Origin of the sequence: Thioclava nitratireducens, assembly GCF_001940525.2 — a bacterium.
GTDB classification, from domain to species: domain Bacteria; phylum Pseudomonadota; class Alphaproteobacteria; order Rhodobacterales; family Rhodobacteraceae; genus Thioclava; species Thioclava nitratireducens.
This window is the reverse complement of the sequence record NZ_CP019437.1, coordinates 2,607,351-2,626,854: the sequence shown is the minus strand read 5'-3', so window position 1 is coordinate 2,626,854 and position 19,504 is coordinate 2,607,351. Positions and strand designations below refer to the sequence as shown.

Below are 19,504 nucleotides of genomic sequence, written 5' to 3'. Positions count from 1 at the left end.
AGGGACAAAAGAAAAGGCTGCCGGGCGATGCCTCGGCAGCCTTTTGCGTTCCGTGTCACCTGAGAGGGGTCAATGCCCCTGCGTCATCTCGCCCTTCGCCATCGCCAAATGGTGCGGCTGATGATGCGCGCCGACCGTCAGGATGCCGATGAAGCCGAGCGCGCGGATTTTCTGCGCATCCGCCCCGGTCACGGTGAGCGCGCTGCCGCCGGGGATTTCCTCGGCTCTCATCTCCCAGCCCCGAATACCGTTCTTCGTCGCGACATGGGCGGGCACCATTGCGCGGATGGAGGCGGTAACCGCAGGATCGTCCGAGGTCGCCTCGAAGCGCGCACCGCCCTCGATGTCGCTCTCGCTGACCTTGGCGTGCAGGGTGACATTGTTCATGTCGATCAGATGCTGGCGCAGCGCCTCGATATCGACGCGGTTCCAATCCGTGTCGGGATCGGCGAGCAGATGGGCCACGATCTCCTGGATCGCCGCGAAAGCGGATTGACCCGGCTCGGTAATCGCGCCCGCTGCCTGCATCCCGGGCATCAGCTCGGGCGCGGTCATGGGCATCTGCCCGTCGGCATGGGCCTCGTCCGGCATCATGTGGTCGTCATGGGCGGGCATGTCCTGGTCGGCGCCCATATGCGCGTGGTCGCCCATCTCCGCATCGTCCATCATCATGTGATCGCCCGACATCATGTCATGCGTGTCCCCATCCGCGCTGCCATCCCCGTGCGCGTAGCTGACGGTGGGCAGCGCCACGAGGGCGAGAATGCTGAGAAAGCGTGTCATGAGTCCTCCGGAGTTTTGCGTTACCCTGTCATCTTTCTTCGGGAATGTCACAGCTTCAGCCTCCGCAGCCGCAACGCGTTACCGATCACCGAGACCGAGGAGAAGCTCATCGCGAGCGCCGCGATCACCGGCGAGAGCAGCAGGCCGAAGACCGGGTAGAGCACGCCCGCCGCGATCGGCACACCCGCGGTGTTGTAGGCGAAGGCGAAGAACAGGTTCTGGCGGATGTTGCGCATCACGCCCTCGGCCAGACGGCGCGCGCGGACGATGCCGGTCAGGTCGCCCTTGACCAGCGTCAGCCCGGCGCTCTCCACCGCGACATCCGCGCCGGTGCCCATGGCGATGCCGACATCGGCGGCCGCCAGCGCAGGCGCGTCGTTTACCCCGTCACCGGCCATCGCGATGGAGGCGCCGTCCTTGCGCAGCTTGTCGACCAGCGCGGCCTTGTCCTCGGGCGAGACCCCGGCATGGACCTCGTCGATGCCCAGCTCGCGTGCGACGGCCCGCGCGGTGCCCTCGCTGTCGCCGGTAGCCATGACGATCCGCAGCCCCTCGTCGTGGAGCGCGCGAATGGCGTCCGCGGTGGTCTCCTTGATCCGGTCGGCCACCGCGATCACGCCGATCACCGCACCGTCGCGGGCGAGATACATCGCCGTCTTGCCGTCCGATTGCAGACGCTCGACCGTGTCGGACTGGGCGGAGGTATCCGCGCCGATCTGCTTCATCAGGGCCGCATTGCCGAGCGCGATCTGCGCGCCGTCGACGCGGCCCGTGACGCCCTTTCCGGTCACCGCCTCGAAGCCTTCGGCCTCGAGTTTGGGCGCACCTTCCGCGCCTTGCACGATGGCCTCGGCAAGCGGGTGCTCCGATCCGCGTTCCAGCGCGGCGGCGAGCGATTTGACCTCTTCCTCCGAGGCCCCGTCCGCGATCACATCGGTCAGCGCGGGCTTGCCCTCGGTCAGCGTGCCGGTCTTGTCCACGATGAGCGTGTCGACCTTGGCGAAGCGTTCCAGCGCCTCGGCATCGCGGATCAGCACGCCTGCACTCGCGCCGCGCCCGGTGCCCACCATCACCGACATCGGCGTGGCGAGACCCAGCGCGCAGGGGCAGGCGATGATCAGCACCGACACCGCAGCCACGGTCGCATAGCCCAAGGCCGGGGTCGGCCCGAAGGCGAGCCATGCGATGAAGGCGAGGATGGCGCAGGCCACGACGGCGGGCACGAAGTAAAGCGCCACGCGATCGGCCAAGCCTTGGATCGGGGCGCGCGAGCGTTGCGCCTTGCCGACCATCTCGACGATCCGTGAGAGCGTGGTTTCCGAGCCCACGGCCTGCGCCTCCATCACGAAGCTGCCCTGCTTGTTCAGCGTGCCGCCGGTGACCGCATCGCCCTGGGCTTTCTCGACCGGGACCGGCTCGCCCGTGATCATGCTCTCGTCGATGGCGGAGGAGCCTTCCGTGACCACGCCATCGACCGGCACGGTCTCGCCCGGGCGCACGCGAAGCTTGTCGCCCGTCTGTACCTGATCGAGTGGCACGTCCTCGTCACCGTTTTCGCCCACGCGACGCGCGGTTTTCGGCGCGAGGTCCATCAGCGCGCGGATCGCATCTCCGGTCTTCTCACGCGCGGAAAGCTCCATGATCTGGCCGATCAGCACCAGCACGAGGATCACCGCCGAGGCTTCGAAATAGACCGGGGGAAGCCCGTGTTCGTTGAGCATCTCTGCCGGGAAGATACCCGGCAGCAGAAGGCCCGCGAGCGAAAACAGGTAGGCCGCGAGCGTACCCAGCGCGATCAGCGTCCACATGTTTGGCGAGACGTTCACCACCGATTTCCAGCCACGCACGAAGAAGGGACGCGCGAACCACAGAACCGGCGTCGCCAGCGCGAATTGCAGCCAGAGGAAGGCTTTCGGCCCGATCCTGTCCGCGACGGGCAGCCCGATATGCGCGCCCATCTCCAGCACGAAGACCGCCGCCGCCAGCGGCCCCATGATCCAGAGCCTGCGGCGGAAATCGACAAGCTCGGGGTTCGGGCCGCTATCGGCCGTGGGGCTCATTGGCTCCAGCGCCATGCCGCATTTCGGGCAATCTCCGGGATGATCCTGCACGATCTCGGGATGCATCGGGCAGGTATATTGCGTGCCCTCGGGCATCGGCTTCGCCGCCGGGCGCGCGCCCAGATAATCCTCGGGCCGGGCCTCGAACTTGTGCTGACAGCCTTCGGAGCAGAAATAAAATCGCTCGCCATCGAGCTTGGCCATATGCTTCGCCGTCGCGCGCTCGACCGACATGCCGCAGACAGGGTCGGTCGCCTTGATGTAGTCATTCGGTTTGGCCACGAACTTGTCGTGACAGCCCTGCGAGCAGAAATGGTAAAGGTGCCCGTCATGCTCGGCGCTGGGTTTGTCGGCATTCGGGTCGACCGTCATGCCGCAAACCGGATCGCGCGTGATTGCGTCGGTGGTTTCCTTGGTATGATGGGCGTGCTGCGGTGTCATCCGTTCATCCTTTCGGCAACTTCGCCCCATCAGATAGGGCTTCCAGTAGCTGGAGGGTCAAGAGCCTGATTGATCTTTCCACGCCAACCTTCGATCGCGTGGCGCCGTTCCCGTATTTCTCACGCGAGCGTGACTTTTGCCTCCAGCCGCTGGAAGGTTTATATGTGTCGCAGGAGGCACGCGCTCATGAATATCGGAACCGCCGCGACGCAGGCCGGGCTGCCGGTCAAAACAATCCGCTATTACGAGGATATCGGCCTGATTTCGCCGGATCGGCGGGCCAATGGCTACCGGGATTTCTCGGAAAGCTGCGTGGAGCAGCTGCGGCTTCTGGCGCAGGCGCGTCACCTTGGGTTCTCACTCGAGGAATGTCGCCGCCTTCTTGCGCTGAGCGCCGATGAGGGACGGGCCAGCCGCGATGTACGCGCGCTGGCGCAGGAAAACCTCGAAGCGGTGCGCGAGAAGATCGCGTCGCTCGCTGCGTTGGAGTCGCGGCTCGAACATTTGATCGCGCAATGCCACGGCGACGATGCGCCCGATTGCGCGATCCTCGACGACCTGATGGGACTGCGCGGGAATTGACAGCCGCGTCAGAGCCCACCAGATAGAGGCAGGGAGAAACCGGGAGAGCCATGCGCAAAGCGCTGCATATCGTGATGATCGCACTGGTCTGCTTGATCGGTCTGTCGCAGTTGGGCGCGCCCGCTGCCGCGATGACACATGCACGCGCGATGGACGCGGTGGACACGGTCGCCGTGACCGACTGTGCGGCCTGTCCCGACACCCATCACGATGCGGGACCGATGCAGGACCAGTCCTGTCCCCATGCCCAGATGATGGTCTCTGCCGGGCTCGATCATGCGCCGGAATTCTCTCTGAGCCGCGCCGACCTGTCGATGACGCTCCGTCCTGCGGAGACGCCCGCACCCGTGGCGCATGAGCCGCAACTCGACCTTCCTCCGCCCCGTATCTGATCGATCACACCGTCGCTGGCCCCCGAGGGGGCTCGTCTGTCGCGTCCGTGCAAAGGACGCATGATCGAACAGGATACCCTGATGAAACGCTACATACTTTCTGCCGTCGTCGTCGCGGCCCTCGCTGCGGGCGGCTGGCTCGTTCTGCAGCCCGACACCGCGACCGAGGCGGAGGCTGCGCCCGCACGGGGCGAACCGCTTGTCTCTGTCTCCCTGCCGAACACGCTCTCCGAGCAGGCCCAGATGGGCAAGCGCGCATTTGATGCGACATGCGCCGCCTGTCATGGCGCGAATGCCACGGGCAAGATGGGCTTCGGCCCGCCCCTCGTGCACAAGATCTACGAACCCACCCATCACGGCGACATGGCCTTCCAGGCCGCCGTTCAGACCGGGGTGCGGGCGCATCATTGGCGCTTCGGCAACATGCCCCCGCAAGAGGGCCTGACCCGCGGCGATGTCGCGAATATCGTCGCTTACGTACGCGAATTGCAGCGTGCCAACGGGATCGAGTGAGATGCGGAACTTCCAACTGACCCGCCGTGCCGTATTCGCCGGGATGGGTGCGTCTGCGCTGACCGCGCGTGCAGGAGGGGCGGCCACCGCCCCGACGCTGCTCACCGCACAGGTGGCCAAGGCCCAGATCGCCCCCGAGGGCTATCCGCAGACCGAGGTCTGGTCCTATGACGGCACGCTGCCCGGGCCGCAGCTTCGGGTGGCCCAAGGCGTGCGGCTGCAACGCCGCTTCGTCAACAAGCTCGACGTGCCAAGCTCGGTGCATTGGCACGGCATCCGCATCGACAATGCGATGGATGGCGTGGCCGGGCTTACGCAGGACGCCGTGCCGCCCGGCCAGACCTTCGACTATGATTTCCGTGTGCCGGACGCGGGCACCTATTGGTATCACGCGCATACCAAGTCTATGGAGCAGGTCGCGCGGGGTCTCTCCGGTGCGCTGATCGTCGAGGAGCCAGAGGCGCCAGATGTCGATCGCGACGAGGTGCTGTTGCTCGACGATTGGCTGCTCGACCCCGATACTGCGCAGCTGGAGCCGGATTTCACCCATCCGATGGACCTCAGCCATGGCGGGCGTTTCGGCAATCTCGTGGGCACCAACGGGCATTACGCCCTGACCCTGACGGCGAAGCGCCATGAACGGTTACGCCTGCGGCTGATCAATGCCGCCAATGCGCGGATTTTCGTGCTGCGCCTGACCGGGCTTTCGGGCTGGCAGGTGGCGCTCGACGGGATGCCGCTGCCCGCGCCGGAGGCTATTCCCGAGGAACTGGTGCTCGCGCCTGCGCAGCGCGTGGACCTGATCGTAGATGTGACCAGCGATGGCGCCGAGGCCGCGATCGAGCGGCTCAACAATGATCAGCAATGGCAGCGTCAGGTCGGCTTCGCGATCTCGGGCGAGGCGAGCCGAACGCGGCGCGATCCACCTGCGGCCCTGCCGCCCAATCCGAACATGGCCCCGCCCGATCTGACACAGGCCCGTCCGCTGGAGATGAAGATCGAGGGCGGCGCGATGGGCCGAATGTCACGCAACCGGATGCAGGCCCTGATGCAAAGCGGCAATTTCTGGACGCTGGCCGGTCAGGCCGGAATCGGCGATACGCCATTCGCGAAGCTGTCGCAGGGCGAACCGGTGCGGCTGCGCTTCGTCAACGATACCGCTTTCCCGCATGCGATGCACCTGCACGGAATGCATTTCCGCGAGCTGCGCGAGGATGGAAGCCTCGGCCCGATGCGCGACACGGTGCTGACGATCCCGGGGCGCAGCCACGAGATCGCCTTCACCGCCGACAACCCCGGCAAATGGCTTTTGCACTGTCACATGCTGGCCCATGCGGCGGCGGGGATGACGTCCTGGATCGAGGTGGCGTGATGGGGCGGATATTCCTTCTCAGCCTCGCGATCACAGGGGGCGTTGCCCTGTCTCCGGCGGTCGCCAGCTCGCTTGAAGGGCGCGATATCGCTCGGGGCAAGCAGCTTTACGCGACCCATTGCGCGAGCTGTCATGGCGCCGATCTTGAGGGGCAGCCCGACTGGCGCGAAGCGGGGCCCGATGGGGTTCTGCCGGCGCCGCCGCATGATGCCACCGGCCACACGTGGCACCACGAGAGCGCGTTGCTGTTCGATTACGTCAAGCAGGGCGGGGCGGTAGCTTTGGCCGCGCGTGGGGTCGCCGATTTCCCGAGTGTGATGCCGGGTTTCGGCGGAACGCTGAGTGATGCGGAAATCCTCGACATCCTCGGCTTCATCCGCTCGACATGGCCCGAGCGGATGCAGGCGGTGCAGGCGGCGCGGGACGGGCAGTAGAGGCCGCCGCCGGCGCGATCCGGGAGTTGAAACGGTTCCGGCCATTCGCGAGAGGCGAATGGCCGGTGACTGAAGCGCGGCTGTGCGAGGGCCGCGAAGCCCTCGCCGCAGGCTTATTTCGCAATCCGGTCGAGAATCCGCGCCCAGGAGCGGATCCCCTTGTGGAAGCTTTTGACGTCGTATTTCTCGTTCGGCGAGTGGATCGCGTCGTCGTCATTGGCGAACCCGACGAGCATCGCATCCATGCCGAGGATCGACTTGAAGTAATAGCCGATCGGGATCGAGCCGCCCATGCCGACGATAACCGCCTCGCGGTTCCATTCGTCGCTCAGCGCCTGGCGCGCGGCTTCGAATTCCGGGCGCGAGGTGTCCATGACGGAGGCCGGCGCGCCATCGAGATCGTTGTCCCAGGTGATGCGCGCATCGACGGGCAGGCGGTCCTCGACATGTTTACGCAGAACCTTGCGCACATGGGCGGGGTCCATGTCGCCCACCAGACGGCAGGTGATCTTGCAATGCGCCTCGGCCGGAATCACGGTCTTCGAGCCCGCGCCCTGATAACCGCCCCAGAGACCGTTGATCTCCAGCGTCGGACGTGCCCATTGCTGCTCCAGCGTCGTGTAACCCTCTTCGCCGTGCGGCACGGTCATCCCGGCGTGGTGAAGGTATTCCTCCTCGTCGAAGCCGCAGGTCTTCCAGGCCTCGAGCTGCTCCTGAGGCACTTCGTGAACGCCTTCGTAGAAGCCCTCGACGGCGACGCGGCCCTTGTCGTCATGGAAGCTCGCGATCAGTTTGGAAATCTCGCGCAGCGGGTTCAGCGCGGGGCCGCCGTAATGGCCCGAATGCAGGTCGATGCGCGGACCGTGCAGGGTGAATTCGTCTTTCAGCATCCCGCGCAGGCTGCCCGCAATCGAGGGCACGCCGGGGGAGACCATCGAGGTGTCGCAGATCAGCGCCAGATCGCAGGTCAGTTCCTCGCGGTTGTTCTCGAGAAACGGCACCAGCGAGGGCGAGCCCGATTCTTCCTCGCCTTCAAGAAAGATCACGAGATTGCCAGGCAATTCGCCGTTCACGGCCTTGTAGGCGCGGCAGGCCTCGATGAAGGTCATCAGCTGACCCTTGTCGTCGGAGGCCCCGCGGCCACGGATGACGCGGCCGTTCTCGGTGTCCTCGATGCGCGGCTCGAAGGGGGGCGTGTCCCACAGCTCCAGCGGGTCCACCGGCTGCACGTCGTAGTGGCCATAGAACAGCAGGCGCGGGCCGTCGCCCTTGGAATGCGCGACCACCATCGGATGGCCCGTGGTCGGGCGCAGCTCCGCGTCGAAGCCAAGCGATTTCAACTCCTTGACGAGCCATTCCGCGGCTTCGTGGGTCTCTTCGCGATAGGCCGGATCGGTCGAGATCGAGCGGATTTTCAGCAGCTCGAAAAGACGGTCCATCGCGGCGTCCAGACCATTGTCGATTTCGGTGAGAACCTCGTTCAGTGCCATGCAGGCCTCCTTTATTTTTGCCACAGCCTAGGGCCGCGCGCGAGACTGTCCAGAGGGGGTGACGCAAGGGTGCGACAAATTGCGAAAAGTGAATGTTTGCTTTTCATGACTATCTGCGACATTTTTACGCTTCAGGGAGAGGAATTTGACATTTATCAATGTCGCGCTTTGTGGAGCCCTCTAGGGCAGACCCAGCGAACAGTCATGCAAGGGAAGCATAAGATGGATTACGACCGCGCACTCGATCAGGCGATTGACAAGCTGCACGAGGAAGGCCGCTATCGCGTCTTCATCGACATCGAGCGCGAGAAGGGCAATTTCCCCCATGCCGTCTGGACCAAGCCGGACGGATCGAAGCAGGACATCACCATCTGGTGCGGCAATGACTACCTGGGCATGGGCCAGCATCCGGCTGTGCTGGCGGCGATGCACGAGGCGCTGGACGCCACCGGCGCAGGCTCGGGCGGGACGCGCAACATTTCCGGCACCACGGTCTATCACAAGCGGCTGGAGCATGAGATCGCCGATCTGCACGGCAAGGAGGCCGCGCTGGTCTTCTCCTCGGCCTATATCGCCAATGACGCGACGCTGAGCACGCTGCCCAAGCTGTTCCCCGGCCTGATCATTTATTCGGACGAGCTGAACCACGCCTCGATGATCGAAGGCATCCGCCGCAACGGTGGCGCCAAGCGTATCTTCCGCCACAATGACGTCGCCCATCTGCGCGAACTGATGGCCGCCGACGATCCCGCCGCGCCGAAGCTGATCGCTTTCGAGTCGGTCTATTCGATGGATGGCGATTTCGGCCCGATCTCGGACATCTGCGACCTCGCCGAGGAATTCGGCGCGCTGACCTATCTCGACGAGGTGCACGCGGTCGGCATGTATGGCCCGCGCGGCGCCGGTATCGCCGAGAAGCTGGGCGAGATGGACCGGATCGACATCTTCAACGGTACGCTGGGTAAAGCTTTCGGTGTGTTCGGCGGCTATATCGCGGCTTCGGCCAAGATGGTGGACGCGGTGCGCTCCTACGCGCCGGGCTTCATCTTCACCACCTCCATCCCGCCGGCGGTCGCGGCTGGCGCTGCCGCGTCGATCGCTTTCCTGAAAGGCGAAGGCGGTCAGGAGTTGCGCGACAAGCAGCAGCTGCACGCGAAGATTCTCAAGATGCGCCTGAAGGGCATGGGTATGCCGATCATCGACCACGGCTCGCATATCGTGCCTGTGATCATCGGAGATCCCAAGCATACCAAGGCCTTGTCGGACATGCTGCTCGACGAGTTCGGCGTCTATGTCCAGCCGATCAACTTCCCGACCGTCCCGCGCGGGACCGAACGTCTGCGCTTCACGCCCTCGCCGGTGCACGACACCGGTATGATTGACGCTCTGGTCAAGGGCATGGATGCGCTTTGGGCGCGCTGTGAGCTAAATCGCGCCGAAGCGAGCGCCTGAGCCACATAGGCGCGTGCGCGGCTCGCTTGCTTGTGATAAGCCTTTGTTAATCGAAGGGGCTATTGGCTCCGAATCGACGCAGGCGGGAAAACGGCAGGGACAGGCAGCATGATCGGGCGAAGGGCTAAACCTTCGACGGAGGACGAAGTCAAACCTAAAGGGTTTGACGATTTCGAACTTCGTCTTGGCGATGTGATGCGCGGCGAGCGGGCGACGCTCGCCAAATCTCTTCTTGATGTTCAGCGCGAACTCCGGATCAAGGCAGCCTATATCGCGGCCATTGAAGCCTGCGATGTGGAAGCTTTCGACACGCCCTCCTTCATCGCGGGCTATGTGCGCTCCTATGCACGTTACCTCGGTCTCGACCCGGAATGGTCGTTCCAGCGCTTCTGCAACGAGGCTGGCTATTCGCCCGCCCACGGCATGTCGGAGGCCGCCTCCGGCCCCAAGCCGCAGCGCGACCCGAAGGACATGGCCGAGGCGCTCGCCAATCCCGCTTTCATTCCGCGCAAGGAATCGATCTGGAGCAAGATCGAACCGCGCGCGGTCGGTGCGCTGTTCGTGCTGGCGCTGATCGGTGGCGGGATCGGCTATGGCGGCTGGACCGTGCTGCAGGAAGTGCAGCGCGTGCAGCTGACCCCGGTGGATCAGGCGCCCGGCGTGATGGCCGATCTCGACCCGCTCGACTCGGTCAAGGACGGGCCGGAGATGGCGCAGGCCGATGACACGCTGCCCGAGGTCAACCAGCCCGAGCGCTCCGCACGCATCTACCGCCCGGCCGCGCTCGACGCGCCGGTGCTGGTCTCGCGTGACGGGCCGATCGCCTCGATCGACCCCAATGCGACCGGCGCGCTGGCCGGGCAGGGGGTGGGCGCAGCCGCTCCGGGCCTGACGCCCAATCTGATCGGTCTGGCGCAGAACAACGATGCGCCCAAAGGCACGCAGCTCGCCTCCGCGGCGGGCCCCGAGAACAACATCCAATCCGCCGTCGCCAAGGCGCTCGAAGCCGATCAGCCCGACGTCGTCGTGCTGGCCGTGCGCCCGTCCTGGGTGCGGATCAAATCCGCCGATGGCGCGACGCTGTTCGAGAAGGTCATGGATGCGGGCGAACGCTACGTGCTGCCCAAGCTCGAAGAGCCGCCGACGATGCGCACGGGTGAATCCGGCGCGATCTATTTCGCGGTCAACGGCGTGACGCATGGCCCGGTCGGCAAGCGCGGCCAGGTCACCAAGAACATCAAGCTGTCTTCGGCTGCGCTCGACGAGACCTATCCGGTCGCCAATCTCTCGCAGGACAAGGACCTCGCGAAGATGATCGCCGTGGCCGATGCGGGCGATGCTGCGACGCAGGCCGCAACCGACCAGCAATAATCCGCAGATCACGATCCGCCCCGGCCCGTTGCACCGCAGCGGGCCTTGGCGTATCAGGAGCCGAGGTCTCGAAGGAGCGTTTGCATGTCTCTCAACCCGGTCCGCCCGTGGCGCAATATCTATCGCCGCAAGTCCCGTCAGATCATGGTCGGCAATGTCCCCGTGGGGGGCGATGCGCCGATCTCGGTGCAGACGATGACCAATACCGACAGCTCGGACGTGCGCGCGACGCTCGATCAGGTGATCCGCGCGGCCGATGTCGGCGCGGATATCGTGCGTGTCTCGACCCCGGATGAATCGAGCACCCGCGCCCTGCGCGAGATTTGCCGCGAGAGCCCGGTGCCGATCGTTGCCGACATCCATTTCCACTACAAACGCGCGATCGAAGCGGCGGAGGCGGGAGCTGCCTGCCTGCGCATCAATCCCGGCAATATCGGTGATGAGAAGCGCGTGGCCGAGGTCGTGCGCGCCGCCAAGGATCACGGCTGTTCGATCCGGATCGGCGTGAATGCGGGCTCTCTCGAGAGGCACCTGCTGGAGAAATACGGCGAGCCGTGCCCCGAGGCGATGGTCGAGAGCGCTATGGACCATATCCGCATTCTCGAGGATCACGATTTCCGCGAATACAAGATTTCGGTGAAGGCGTCGGACGTGTTCCTCGCCGCCGCAGCCTACCAGGGCATCGCCGAGGCCACCGACGCGCCGATCCACCTTGGCATCACCGAGGCGGGCGGCCTGACCTCCGGCACGGTGAAATCCGCGATCGGGCTGGGCAACCTGCTGTGGATGGGCATTGGCGACACGCTGCGCGTCTCGCTCTCGGCCGATCCGGTCGAAGAGGTGAAGGTCGGTTTCGAGATCCTGAAATCGCTCGGGCTTCGTACCCGCGGCGTGCAGATCATCTCCTGCCCGTCCTGCGCGCGGCAAGGGTTCGACGTGATCGCGACCGTCGCAGAGCTCGAGCAACGGCTCGAACACATCAAGACACCGATCTCGCTGTCGATCATCGGCTGCGTCGTGAATGGTCCCGGCGAAGCGCTGATGACCGATATCGGCTTTACCGGCGGCGGAGCCGGATCGGGCATGGTTTACATGGCCGGCAAGCAGGATCACAAGCAGTCCAACGCGGATATGATCGACCATATCGTTGAATTGGTTGAGAAAAAATCGGCAGAGATCGAAGCGGAGAAAGCTGCCGCCGAGTAAGCGGAAAAGCGCCTCCGGCCTCCTGAATTCGCCCCACCTCACGCTGGCGTGATGAGGTGGGCGCGGAACGATTTGGCCCCCTCCACATTTCCCTCTCCACAAACGGAGAGAGGCCGTCGCTGATGACGGTCAGGGTAATAACGGAGGTAAGTCCAATGACCCGCAAACTCGCTACTATTCTCGCTGCTGCTGCCAGCACCACGATGATCGCCGGCACCGCTTTTGCTGAAACCAGCCCGCCGCTTATGGCGACGGCGCAGGGCGACGTGACGATCCATGCCGGGGTCGAAGCCTCGTCGAAAACCGTTGCGACCGTGATGGCCGGCTCGACCATTCCGGTCGAAGGCTGCCTGCCCGACGGCACGATCTGCCAGGTTACCTATGACGGCATGAACGGCTATGCCCCTGCCAGCCAGCTGGGTGTGATGGTCGACGGCCAGATGGCGCTTCTGTCGACGAACCCGCAATCGGTGACGGTGAACCAGATTCAGGTCCCGGGCGATAACGCCAGCAAGGACGCTCAGGGTGCCGCGGCGCTGACCGGTGCTGCCGCGGGTGGTGCGGCCGGCGCTGCCGTGGGCGGTCCCGTGGGGGCCGTGGTCGGCGCGCTCGTCGGTGCCGCAGGTGTCGGCGCTGCCGCCAAGCCCGAACCCACCACGATCACCTGGGTCGAGAAGCACCCTGTCGCACCGGTCTATCTGAAAGGCGAGGTTGCGACCGGCAAGGTCGTCCCGGACGTGGTGACGCTGACGCCGGTGCCCGACAGCACCTATGCCTACGGCAACATTAACGACCGCACGGTCTTCGTGAATCCCGACAACCGCGCGATCGTCTACGTGGTCCCGGCCTCGTAAGGCCCCGAGACGGAAAGCGACATGAGAGCCGGCGCGTCATCGCGCCGGTTCTTTTATGGGGGGCATTTTTACCTTGCTGGCGCTGGTGCGCCGCGCCGCCGCGATGCGCGACCCACCGAGGACCGCCTAACGCGCAAAAGCTTTGGAGGGTCACGGCAAACGACAGGAAAACGCCGCCCGGATCGTGATCGAATCGGGCGGCGCTGACAATCTCGAAAAATTAACCTGAAGAAGGCTTTGCACGGCGTTCTTCAGGTGTGGATCACTCGGATTGGCGCTCTTCGGCGACCATTTTCGCCATCGCGGCTTCGGGGGCATAGCCGCGCAGCATTTGGCCGCCGATCACGAAAGCCGGGGTGCCCGAAATCGCCATGCGCTGTGCCAGCTGGTAGTTCTGGCGCAGAACCTCGGTGACCGAGTCGTCGTTCATTTGCTTCAGGATCGGCTGCGGATCGAGACCCTGATCCTTCGCGATCTGGCTCAGGCTCTCGACGGTCAGGTCGCCCCGCGCGGTCATCAGCGTGTCGTGCATCTTCGCATAGGCGTCGTCGCCGTTGATCTGCTTCGTCGCCACCGCGAAGCGCGCCGCGAGTTCGGATTGCTGGCCGAGGATCGGGAATTCCTTGACGATGAAGCGGATATTGCCGTCCTTCGATATCAGGTCCGAGACCTCGCTATAGGCTTTCTTGCAGTAGGTGCATTTGTAATCCATGAACTCGACCATGGTAATGTCACCATCGGGATTGCCGCCGACCCAGCTGTGACCGTCCTCGAAGATGTCCTTCGCATTGGTCTGGATGAGCTTCTTGTCATTGTCGGCCTGCTGGGCCTGTTGCTTGGCCTCCAGCTCGTTGATCGCCTCGACCAGAACCTGCGGGTTCGCCATCAGATATTCGCGCACGGCGTCGCCGAATGCGGATTTCTCGCTGTCCGACATATTGGCGAAGTCGAAATCCTGGGCGGCTGCCGGGGTGAGCGGGGCGGCCGTGGCGAGCGCGGCGAAGGCGGTCGCGGCCAGAAGCGTGCGGAGCATGGGCATTTCCTTTGGATCGGGTCCTGTTGGTTCGCAAGCAAACTGACCGCTCGGGCGCGCGGGATCAAGTGGGCGTTATCGCGCAGGACGATATGCGGGCGCATTGACGCTCGGGTGGCTTCGGCCTAACCCCTTGGGCGAAATCTCAAGCGGCAAGGAGTTGGCAGGATGCGGCAGTCGAAACGCGGGCAGGTGGAACCGTTCATCGCGATGGATGTGCTGCGCATGGCAGCCGAGGCGGAGGCTGCGGGCCGCGACATCGTGCACATGGAAGTGGGCCAGCCGGGCACCTCCGCACCGAAAGCCGCCAAGCGTCGTCTGGCCGAGGCGCTGGAGAGCCAGCCGATGGGCTACACCGTTGCGCTGGGGCTGCCCTATCTGCGCGAGGGGATCGCGAAGCTCTACAAGCGCTGGTACGACATCGATCTGGATCCCGCGCGCGTGGTCATCACTTCGGGATCTTCCGGGGCGTTCCAGCTGGCCTTCACGGCGCTGTTCGACGTAGGCGACAAGGTGGGTCTGGGCGAGCCGGGCTATCCGAGCTACCGCCAGATCCTCAAGGCGCTCTCGATCGAGCCGGTGGGCATTCCGACCGAGGCGCAGAACCGCTACCAGCCGACGCCCGAGGAAATCCCGGACGATCTGGCCGGGCTGATCGTGGCCTCGCCGGGCAACCCGTCGGGCACGATGCTGGGCAAGCCGGAACTGCAGGCGCTGATCGAGCATTGTCAGGCTCGCGACATCGCTTTCATCTCGGACGAGATCTATCACGGGCTGCAATATGAGGGCCGTGCGGTTTCGGCGCTGGAGATCAGCGACGACGTCTTCGTGATCAATTCCTTCTCGAAATATTTCTCGATGACGGGCTGGCGCGTGGGCTGGATGGTGGTGCCGGAAAGCCATCTGCGCACCGTGGAGCGTCTCGCGCAGCACATGTTCATCTGCGCCCCTCATGCGAGTCAGGTCGCGGCTCTGGGCGCGCTCGAGAGCCTCGACGAGATGGCCGAGAATGTCGCGCGCTACGGGCAGAGCCGGCAGATGCTGCTCGAAGAGCTACCGAAGATGGGCTTCACCCGGATCGCGCCCCCCGATGGGGCGTTCTACCTCTATGCCGATGTGTCGGAGCTGACCGAGGATAGCGCCGCTTTCGCTGCGGAAATCCTCGAGAGCGTCGGGGTGGCGGTCACGCCGGGGATGGATTTCGATCCCCATCGCGGCGCCCAGACCATCCGCTTCTCCTACGCGCAAAGCCCCGAGCGGGTCGCCGAGGGGATCAAACGGCTGCGGAGCTTCATGGAGAACCGCTGAGGTTGCGATGAAGGGTGCGCCCGACCCTTGGGTGGGCGCGTCGTATCGTTGGTGGCCGGGCGCTTTATCCCGCAGGCCCGCAAGTTGGTCATGCGCGAGGTGACATCGCCATTGCGCCCTGCCATGGGGGAGGGTCGGGCGCGGCCCGGGTTGGTCGCCCGTGCCAAGGGCGGCCCCATTCGCCCTTTGCTCCGCGCGAACCCGGCCGCTATAGTGCCCGCAAAACGAAAGCGCATAAAAACGGGGCGCGTATGATCGGGCGGTTCATTCTTCTTCTCGCGATGTCTCTCGCGCTGGCTCTGCCTGCGCGCGCTCAGGATCTGTCGGCCTTGGCGCAATACGCACCCGCGCGCAGCCAGATCGCGCAAAGCGGCGACAAGCTCGCGATTACGCTCGGGATCAGCCAGCCGGTGCCGTATCGCGCCTTTCTGCTGGCCGATCCCTACCGGCTGGTCATCGACTTCCGCGAGTTGAATTTCGGGGCCAACCCACCTGAAAATCTGCTGAAAGGCAGCGATGCGATCAAAGGTCTGCGCTGGGGCAAGTTCCGGCCCGGCTGGTCGCGGATGGTGGCCGAGCTGGCCCATCCGATGCGCCTCGTGAGCTCCGAAGAGCGCACCAAGGGCGACCCGCAAATCGCGCTGACTCTCGCAAAAGTCCCCGCTGCCAAGTTCACCCCGCGCAAGGGGGCAGCCGATTCCGCGCTCTGGGACTTGCCGCAGCCCGCGCCGACACCCGCGCCGCACCGCCGTCAGGATGGGACGCGGCCGCTGAAGGTCGTGCTCGATCCCGGCCATGGTGGCATCGATCCGGGTGCGGAGGATGGCGGCGCGCATGAGGCCGATATCGTGCTCGGCTTCGCGCGTCAGCTGCGCGACGCGATGCGCCGCGCGGGGATGCAGGTGGTCATGACGCGCGATCAGGACGTGTTCGTGCCGCTCGAGACCCGCGTGACGGTCGCGCGTGCGGCGGGGGCGGATATCTTCATCTCGCTCCATGCCGATTCCATCGCCGAAGGCCGGGCGACGGGCTCCACGATCTACCGGCTCGACGATCATGCCGAGACCGAGGCCACGCGCAAGCTGGTCCAGCGCCACGACCGCGACGATATCCTTGCAGGTGTCGATCTGAACGGGCAGGGCGATGCGATCACCCATATCCTCGTAGATCTGGCGCGGCGTGACACGCAGCCGCGCTCGGTCCGGCTGTCGCAGGTGCTGGCGGGCGCGATCAAGGGAGCGGGGCTGCATATGCACAAACGCCCGGTGCAGGGCGCGAATTTCTCGGTGCTGAAATCACCCGATATTCCGTCCGTCCTCGTGGAGCTGGGTTTCCTGTCGTCGCCTGCCGATCGGGCGCGGCTCAAAGACCCCGACTGGCGCGCCCGGATGGCTGCGGCGATCACCAAGGGTGTCGAGACCTGGGCGCAGGCCGATGCCGCCGAGGCGAAGCTTTTGCGCCAGTAATCGCGTGTTTTTCCTGGTCTGACGCGCGGTCATCCGCCCATTCGGCGAGATTATGACCACGCGGCGTCTTCTCGGAAGCGTGAGCGCACATTACTTTGACCGTCACGAAGGCGCGATGTATAGGCTGGCGCGATGGGGTAAACTGCCCCGAGGCAAGGGGTGTATCTGTGATCCGTTTCATTCTCGGCTCGATCGGCGGCGTGTTTTCCTGGGTTGTGACCGGGCTGTTCTTTGCGGCGCTCACCATCGGGGCGATCTTCTGGATCTATTCGCGCGATCTGCCGAGCTACGACCAGCTTGCGCAATACCGCCCCAAGACCATCTCGCGCATCTATAACGGCGACGGCCGCCTGATTGACGAATTCGCCGAGCAGCGCCGCCTCTTCGTGCCGATCCGCGACATTCCCGACCGGGTGAAGGGCGCGTTCGTCTCGGCGGAGGACAAGAATTTCTACATCCACCCCGGTTTCGATCCGCGCGGGATCGCAGCGGCGATGTTCACCGCCGTGAAATCGGGCGGGCGCGACGTGCGCGGGGCCTCGACGATCACCCAACAGGTGACGAAGAACCTGCTTCTGTCCTCGGACCGCTCTGTGGAGCGCAAGATCAAGGAACTGATCCTGTCCTCGCGCATCGAACATGTGCTGAGCAAGGACCGTATCCTCGAGCTCTATCTCAACGAGATCTATCTCGGCCAGAACTCCTACGGGGTCGCTGCCGCGGCGCAGACCTATTTCAACAAGCCGCTCGCCGATCTGACGGTGGGCGAGGCCGCCTATCTCGCGGCGCTGCCGAAGAAGCCCGCCGATCTGCATCCCGTGCGCGACTACAAAACCGCCGTGGATCGCCGCAACTATGTGCTGCGCCGGATGTACGAGGATGGCCGCATCGACAAGGCGACGATGGAAGCGGAGCAGAACAAGCCGCTGAAATCCGTGCAGAACGGCGATTACGCCCCGTTCCGCGCACAGCTTCCGCCGCGCGACTATTTCACCGACGAAATCCGCCGCCAGCTGTCGAAAAGCTTTGGCGAAGAGGAATTCTTCGGCGGTGGCCTGACCATCCGCGCGACCGTGAACCCCGATCTTCAGTCCCATGCGACGAAGGCGCTGCAGCACGCGCTGGAGAAATACGACCGCGAGCAGGGCGTCTGGCGCGGCACCGGCGCGAAGATCGCCGAGGACAAGCTGAAGAAAGAAGCCGATTGGCGCGCCGCGCTCGACGATGTCTCGACCGCGAAGGCGCCGCGCGACATCGAGGGATGGCACCCGGCCGTGGTGCTGGGCTTCGAGGGCGGTTCGGCCCGGATCGGCATCGAGGGTATCGAGGAAGACAAAGACGGCCACTGGATTCCGCCGGAAGACGTGACTTGGGCGCGCAAGCTGAAAGAGGACGGCAAGCTCGGCCCGCGCGCGAAGCAGGCGCAGGATCTTCTGGAGACCGGCGACGTGGTCGAGGTCCGGGCGATGACGAGCGATAGCGACGGCTCCTTCATCCGCTGGACGCTGCGCCAGGTGCCGAAGGTCGAAGGCGCCTTCATGGCGATGGACGTGAATACCGGCCGCGTGTTGGCGATGCAGGGCGGCTTCTCCTATCAGGCTTCGGTCTATAACCGCGCGACGCAGGCGATGCGCCAGCCGGGCTCGAACTTCAAACCCTTCGTCTACGCGGCGGCGCTTGATTCCGGCTTCTCGCCCGAGACGATCGTGGTCGACGCGCCGATCGAGGTGAACACGCCGCAGGGCATGTGGCGCCCGAAGAACGCCTCGAACAAGTATTACGGCCCGACGCCGATGCGCACCGGTCTCGAGCATTCGCGCAACCTGATGACGATCCGGATCGCGCAGGAAATCGGCATGGACACGGTCGCCGCCTATGCGGAGAAATTCGGCGTCTACGACCATATGCGCCGCTTCCTCGCCAACGCGCTCGGCGCGCAGGAAACCACGATGTTCCGCCTGATCTCGGCCTACGCGATGTTCGCCAATGGCGGCGAGCGGGTGGAGCCGACGCTGGTCGACCGCGTGCAGGACCGCTACGGCCGCACGATCTACCGTCACGACCAGCGCAGCTGCGACAATTGCGACGATCCGAACCTGCCGGAGGGGCAGGGCCCGAAGATCGTCAGCCACCGCGACCAGATCATCGACCCGATCACCGCCTACCAGATGATCTCCTTGATGGAGGGCGTGGTGAAGCGCGGCTCCGGCTACGGCGTCGACCTGCCGGTTCCGATCGCGGGCAAGACCGGCACCACGAATGACGCGAAAGACGTCTGGTTCACCGGCTTCAGCTCGAACATCGTGGCTTCGTGCTACATGGGCTACGACAACCCGCGCTCGCTGGGCCGTCACGCTTATGGCGGTACACTCTGCGTCCCGGTCTTCAACGAGTTCATGCGCGAGGCGATCAAGGAATTCGGCGGCTCGAAGTTCAAGGTTCCGCCGGGTGGCACCTGGGCCAAGTTCAACCGCTATACCGGCGAGCGTCTGTCCGACTCCGCCACCGGCGAATTCGTCCAAGCCGAATATCTGCGCCCCGGTCAGGACATGTCGGGCCTCGGCTCGCTGGTCGTCGATGGCGGCTTCGCGATGGGCTCCAACCTGCCGCTCTTCGCGCAGGGGGAGCGTGACGACGCGGGCTCTACCACGGTCACCACCTCGACGGGTCAGCAGAAGGTCATTCCGAAGAAGAAGGCCGATTTCGGCTCGCTCTCGGCAGGCGGCCTCTACTGAGCGCACCACGCG

At 64.8% G+C, this 19,504-nt stretch carries 16 protein-coding genes; 12 read left to right on the top strand and 4 right to left on the bottom strand.

Annotated elements, in window-relative coordinates; genetic code table 11:
• Nucleotides 1–69: 69 nt before the first annotated feature.
• Together BMG03_RS12480 and BMG03_RS12475 are read right to left on the bottom strand one after the other, a co-directional pair.
• Entirely contained in the window at nucleotides 70–783 is a 714-nt protein-coding gene (locus tag BMG03_RS12480; protein ID WP_077701250.1) for a hypothetical protein, read from the bottom strand.
• Between the two features lie 47 nt (nucleotides 784–830).
• Nucleotides 831–3,284 (bottom strand): heavy metal translocating P-type ATPase, encoded by a 2,454-nt coding sequence (locus BMG03_RS12475; protein ID WP_075775093.1) that lies wholly within the window; start codon nucleotides 3,282–3,284, stop codon nucleotides 831–833.
• Nucleotides 3,285–3,470: 186 nt separating this feature from the next.
• On the opposite strand from BMG03_RS12475, the gene BMG03_RS12470 reads away from it, so the two are divergent.
• The 5 genes from BMG03_RS12470 to BMG03_RS12450 all read left to right on the top strand — a co-directional run bounded on the left by BMG03_RS12470 (nucleotide 3,471) and on the right by BMG03_RS12450 (nucleotide 6,577).
• Nucleotides 3,471–3,866: a MerR family DNA-binding protein gene (locus BMG03_RS12470; RefSeq protein WP_075775092.1), complete on the top strand. Its 396-nt coding sequence runs from the start codon at nucleotides 3,471–3,473 to the stop codon at nucleotides 3,864–3,866.
• A gap of 50 nt (nucleotides 3,867–3,916) precedes the next feature.
• Complete coding sequence (locus BMG03_RS12465; protein ID WP_075775091.1) at nucleotides 3,917–4,258, top strand: hypothetical protein; 342 nt, start codon at nucleotides 3,917–3,919, stop codon at nucleotides 4,256–4,258.
• Nucleotides 4,259–4,339: 81 nt separating this feature from the next.
• Nucleotides 4,340–4,771 (top strand): c-type cytochrome, encoded by a 432-nt coding sequence (locus BMG03_RS12460; protein WP_075775150.1) that lies wholly within the window; start codon nucleotides 4,340–4,342, stop codon nucleotides 4,769–4,771.
• A gap of 1 nt (nucleotide 4,772) precedes the next feature.
• Complete coding sequence (locus tag BMG03_RS12455; protein ID WP_075775090.1) at nucleotides 4,773–6,143, top strand: multicopper oxidase family protein; 1,371 nt, start codon at nucleotides 4,773–4,775, stop codon at nucleotides 6,141–6,143.
• Nucleotides 6,143–6,577, top strand: a complete 435-nt coding sequence (locus BMG03_RS12450) for a c-type cytochrome (RefSeq protein ID WP_075775089.1) — start codon at nucleotides 6,143–6,145, stop codon at nucleotides 6,575–6,577. The genes BMG03_RS12455 and BMG03_RS12450 overlap by 1 nt, the downstream gene beginning before the upstream one ends.
• Nucleotides 6,578–6,690: 113 nt before the next feature.
• Here the strand turns inward: BMG03_RS12450 and BMG03_RS12445 are convergent, their stop codons facing one another.
• Nucleotides 6,691–8,067, bottom strand: a complete 1,377-nt coding sequence (locus tag BMG03_RS12445) for a dipeptidase (RefSeq protein WP_075775088.1) — start codon at nucleotides 8,065–8,067, stop codon at nucleotides 6,691–6,693.
• A gap of 222 nt (nucleotides 8,068–8,289) precedes the next feature.
• On the opposite strand from BMG03_RS12445, the gene hemA reads away from it, so the two are divergent.
• The 4 genes from hemA (at nucleotide 8,290) to BMG03_RS12425 (ending at nucleotide 12,950) form a co-directional block, all read left to right on the top strand.
• Entirely contained in the window at nucleotides 8,290–9,519 is a 1,230-nt protein-coding gene (hemA, locus tag BMG03_RS12440) for a 5-aminolevulinate synthase (RefSeq protein ID WP_075775087.1), read from the top strand.
• A 108-nt stretch (nucleotides 9,520–9,627) separates the two neighbouring features.
• A complete protein-coding gene (locus tag BMG03_RS12435) occupies nucleotides 9,628–10,890 on the top strand; it encodes a helix-turn-helix domain-containing protein (RefSeq protein ID WP_075775086.1) in 1,263 nt (420 codons plus the stop codon).
• Between the two features lie 84 nt (nucleotides 10,891–10,974).
• Nucleotides 10,975–12,096 carry a flavodoxin-dependent (E)-4-hydroxy-3-methylbut-2-enyl-diphosphate synthase gene (ispG, locus tag BMG03_RS12430; RefSeq protein WP_075775085.1) on the top strand — a complete coding sequence of 374 codons (1,122 nt, stop codon included), beginning with the start codon at nucleotides 10,975–10,977 and terminating at the stop codon, nucleotides 12,094–12,096.
• Nucleotides 12,097–12,251: 155 nt separating this feature from the next.
• On the top strand, nucleotides 12,252–12,950 hold the full coding sequence (locus BMG03_RS12425; protein ID WP_075775084.1) for a DUF1236 domain-containing protein: 699 nt from the start codon (nucleotides 12,252–12,254) through the stop codon (nucleotides 12,948–12,950).
• Between the two features lie 262 nt (nucleotides 12,951–13,212).
• On the opposite strand, the gene BMG03_RS12420 is transcribed toward BMG03_RS12425, so the two are convergent.
• Nucleotides 13,213–13,983, bottom strand: coding sequence for a DsbA family protein (locus BMG03_RS12420; protein WP_075775083.1), 771 nt, complete (start codon nucleotides 13,981–13,983; stop codon nucleotides 13,213–13,215).
• Between the two features lie 168 nt (nucleotides 13,984–14,151).
• On the opposite strand from BMG03_RS12420, the gene BMG03_RS12415 reads away from it, so the two are divergent.
• From BMG03_RS12415 to BMG03_RS12405, 3 genes are all read left to right on the top strand, one after another.
• Entirely contained in the window at nucleotides 14,152–15,291 is a 1,140-nt protein-coding gene (locus BMG03_RS12415; protein ID WP_075775082.1) for a pyridoxal phosphate-dependent aminotransferase, read from the top strand.
• Nucleotides 15,292–15,542: 251 nt separating this feature from the next.
• Nucleotides 15,543–16,757 carry an N-acetylmuramoyl-L-alanine amidase gene (locus tag BMG03_RS12410; RefSeq protein WP_075775081.1) on the top strand — a complete coding sequence of 405 codons (1,215 nt, stop codon included), beginning with the start codon at nucleotides 15,543–15,545 and terminating at the stop codon, nucleotides 16,755–16,757.
• 167 nt (nucleotides 16,758–16,924) lie between these two features.
• Complete coding sequence (locus BMG03_RS12405) at nucleotides 16,925–19,492, top strand: penicillin-binding protein 1A (RefSeq protein WP_075775080.1); 2,568 nt, start codon at nucleotides 16,925–16,927, stop codon at nucleotides 19,490–19,492.
• Nucleotides 19,493–19,504 lie beyond the last annotated feature (12 nt).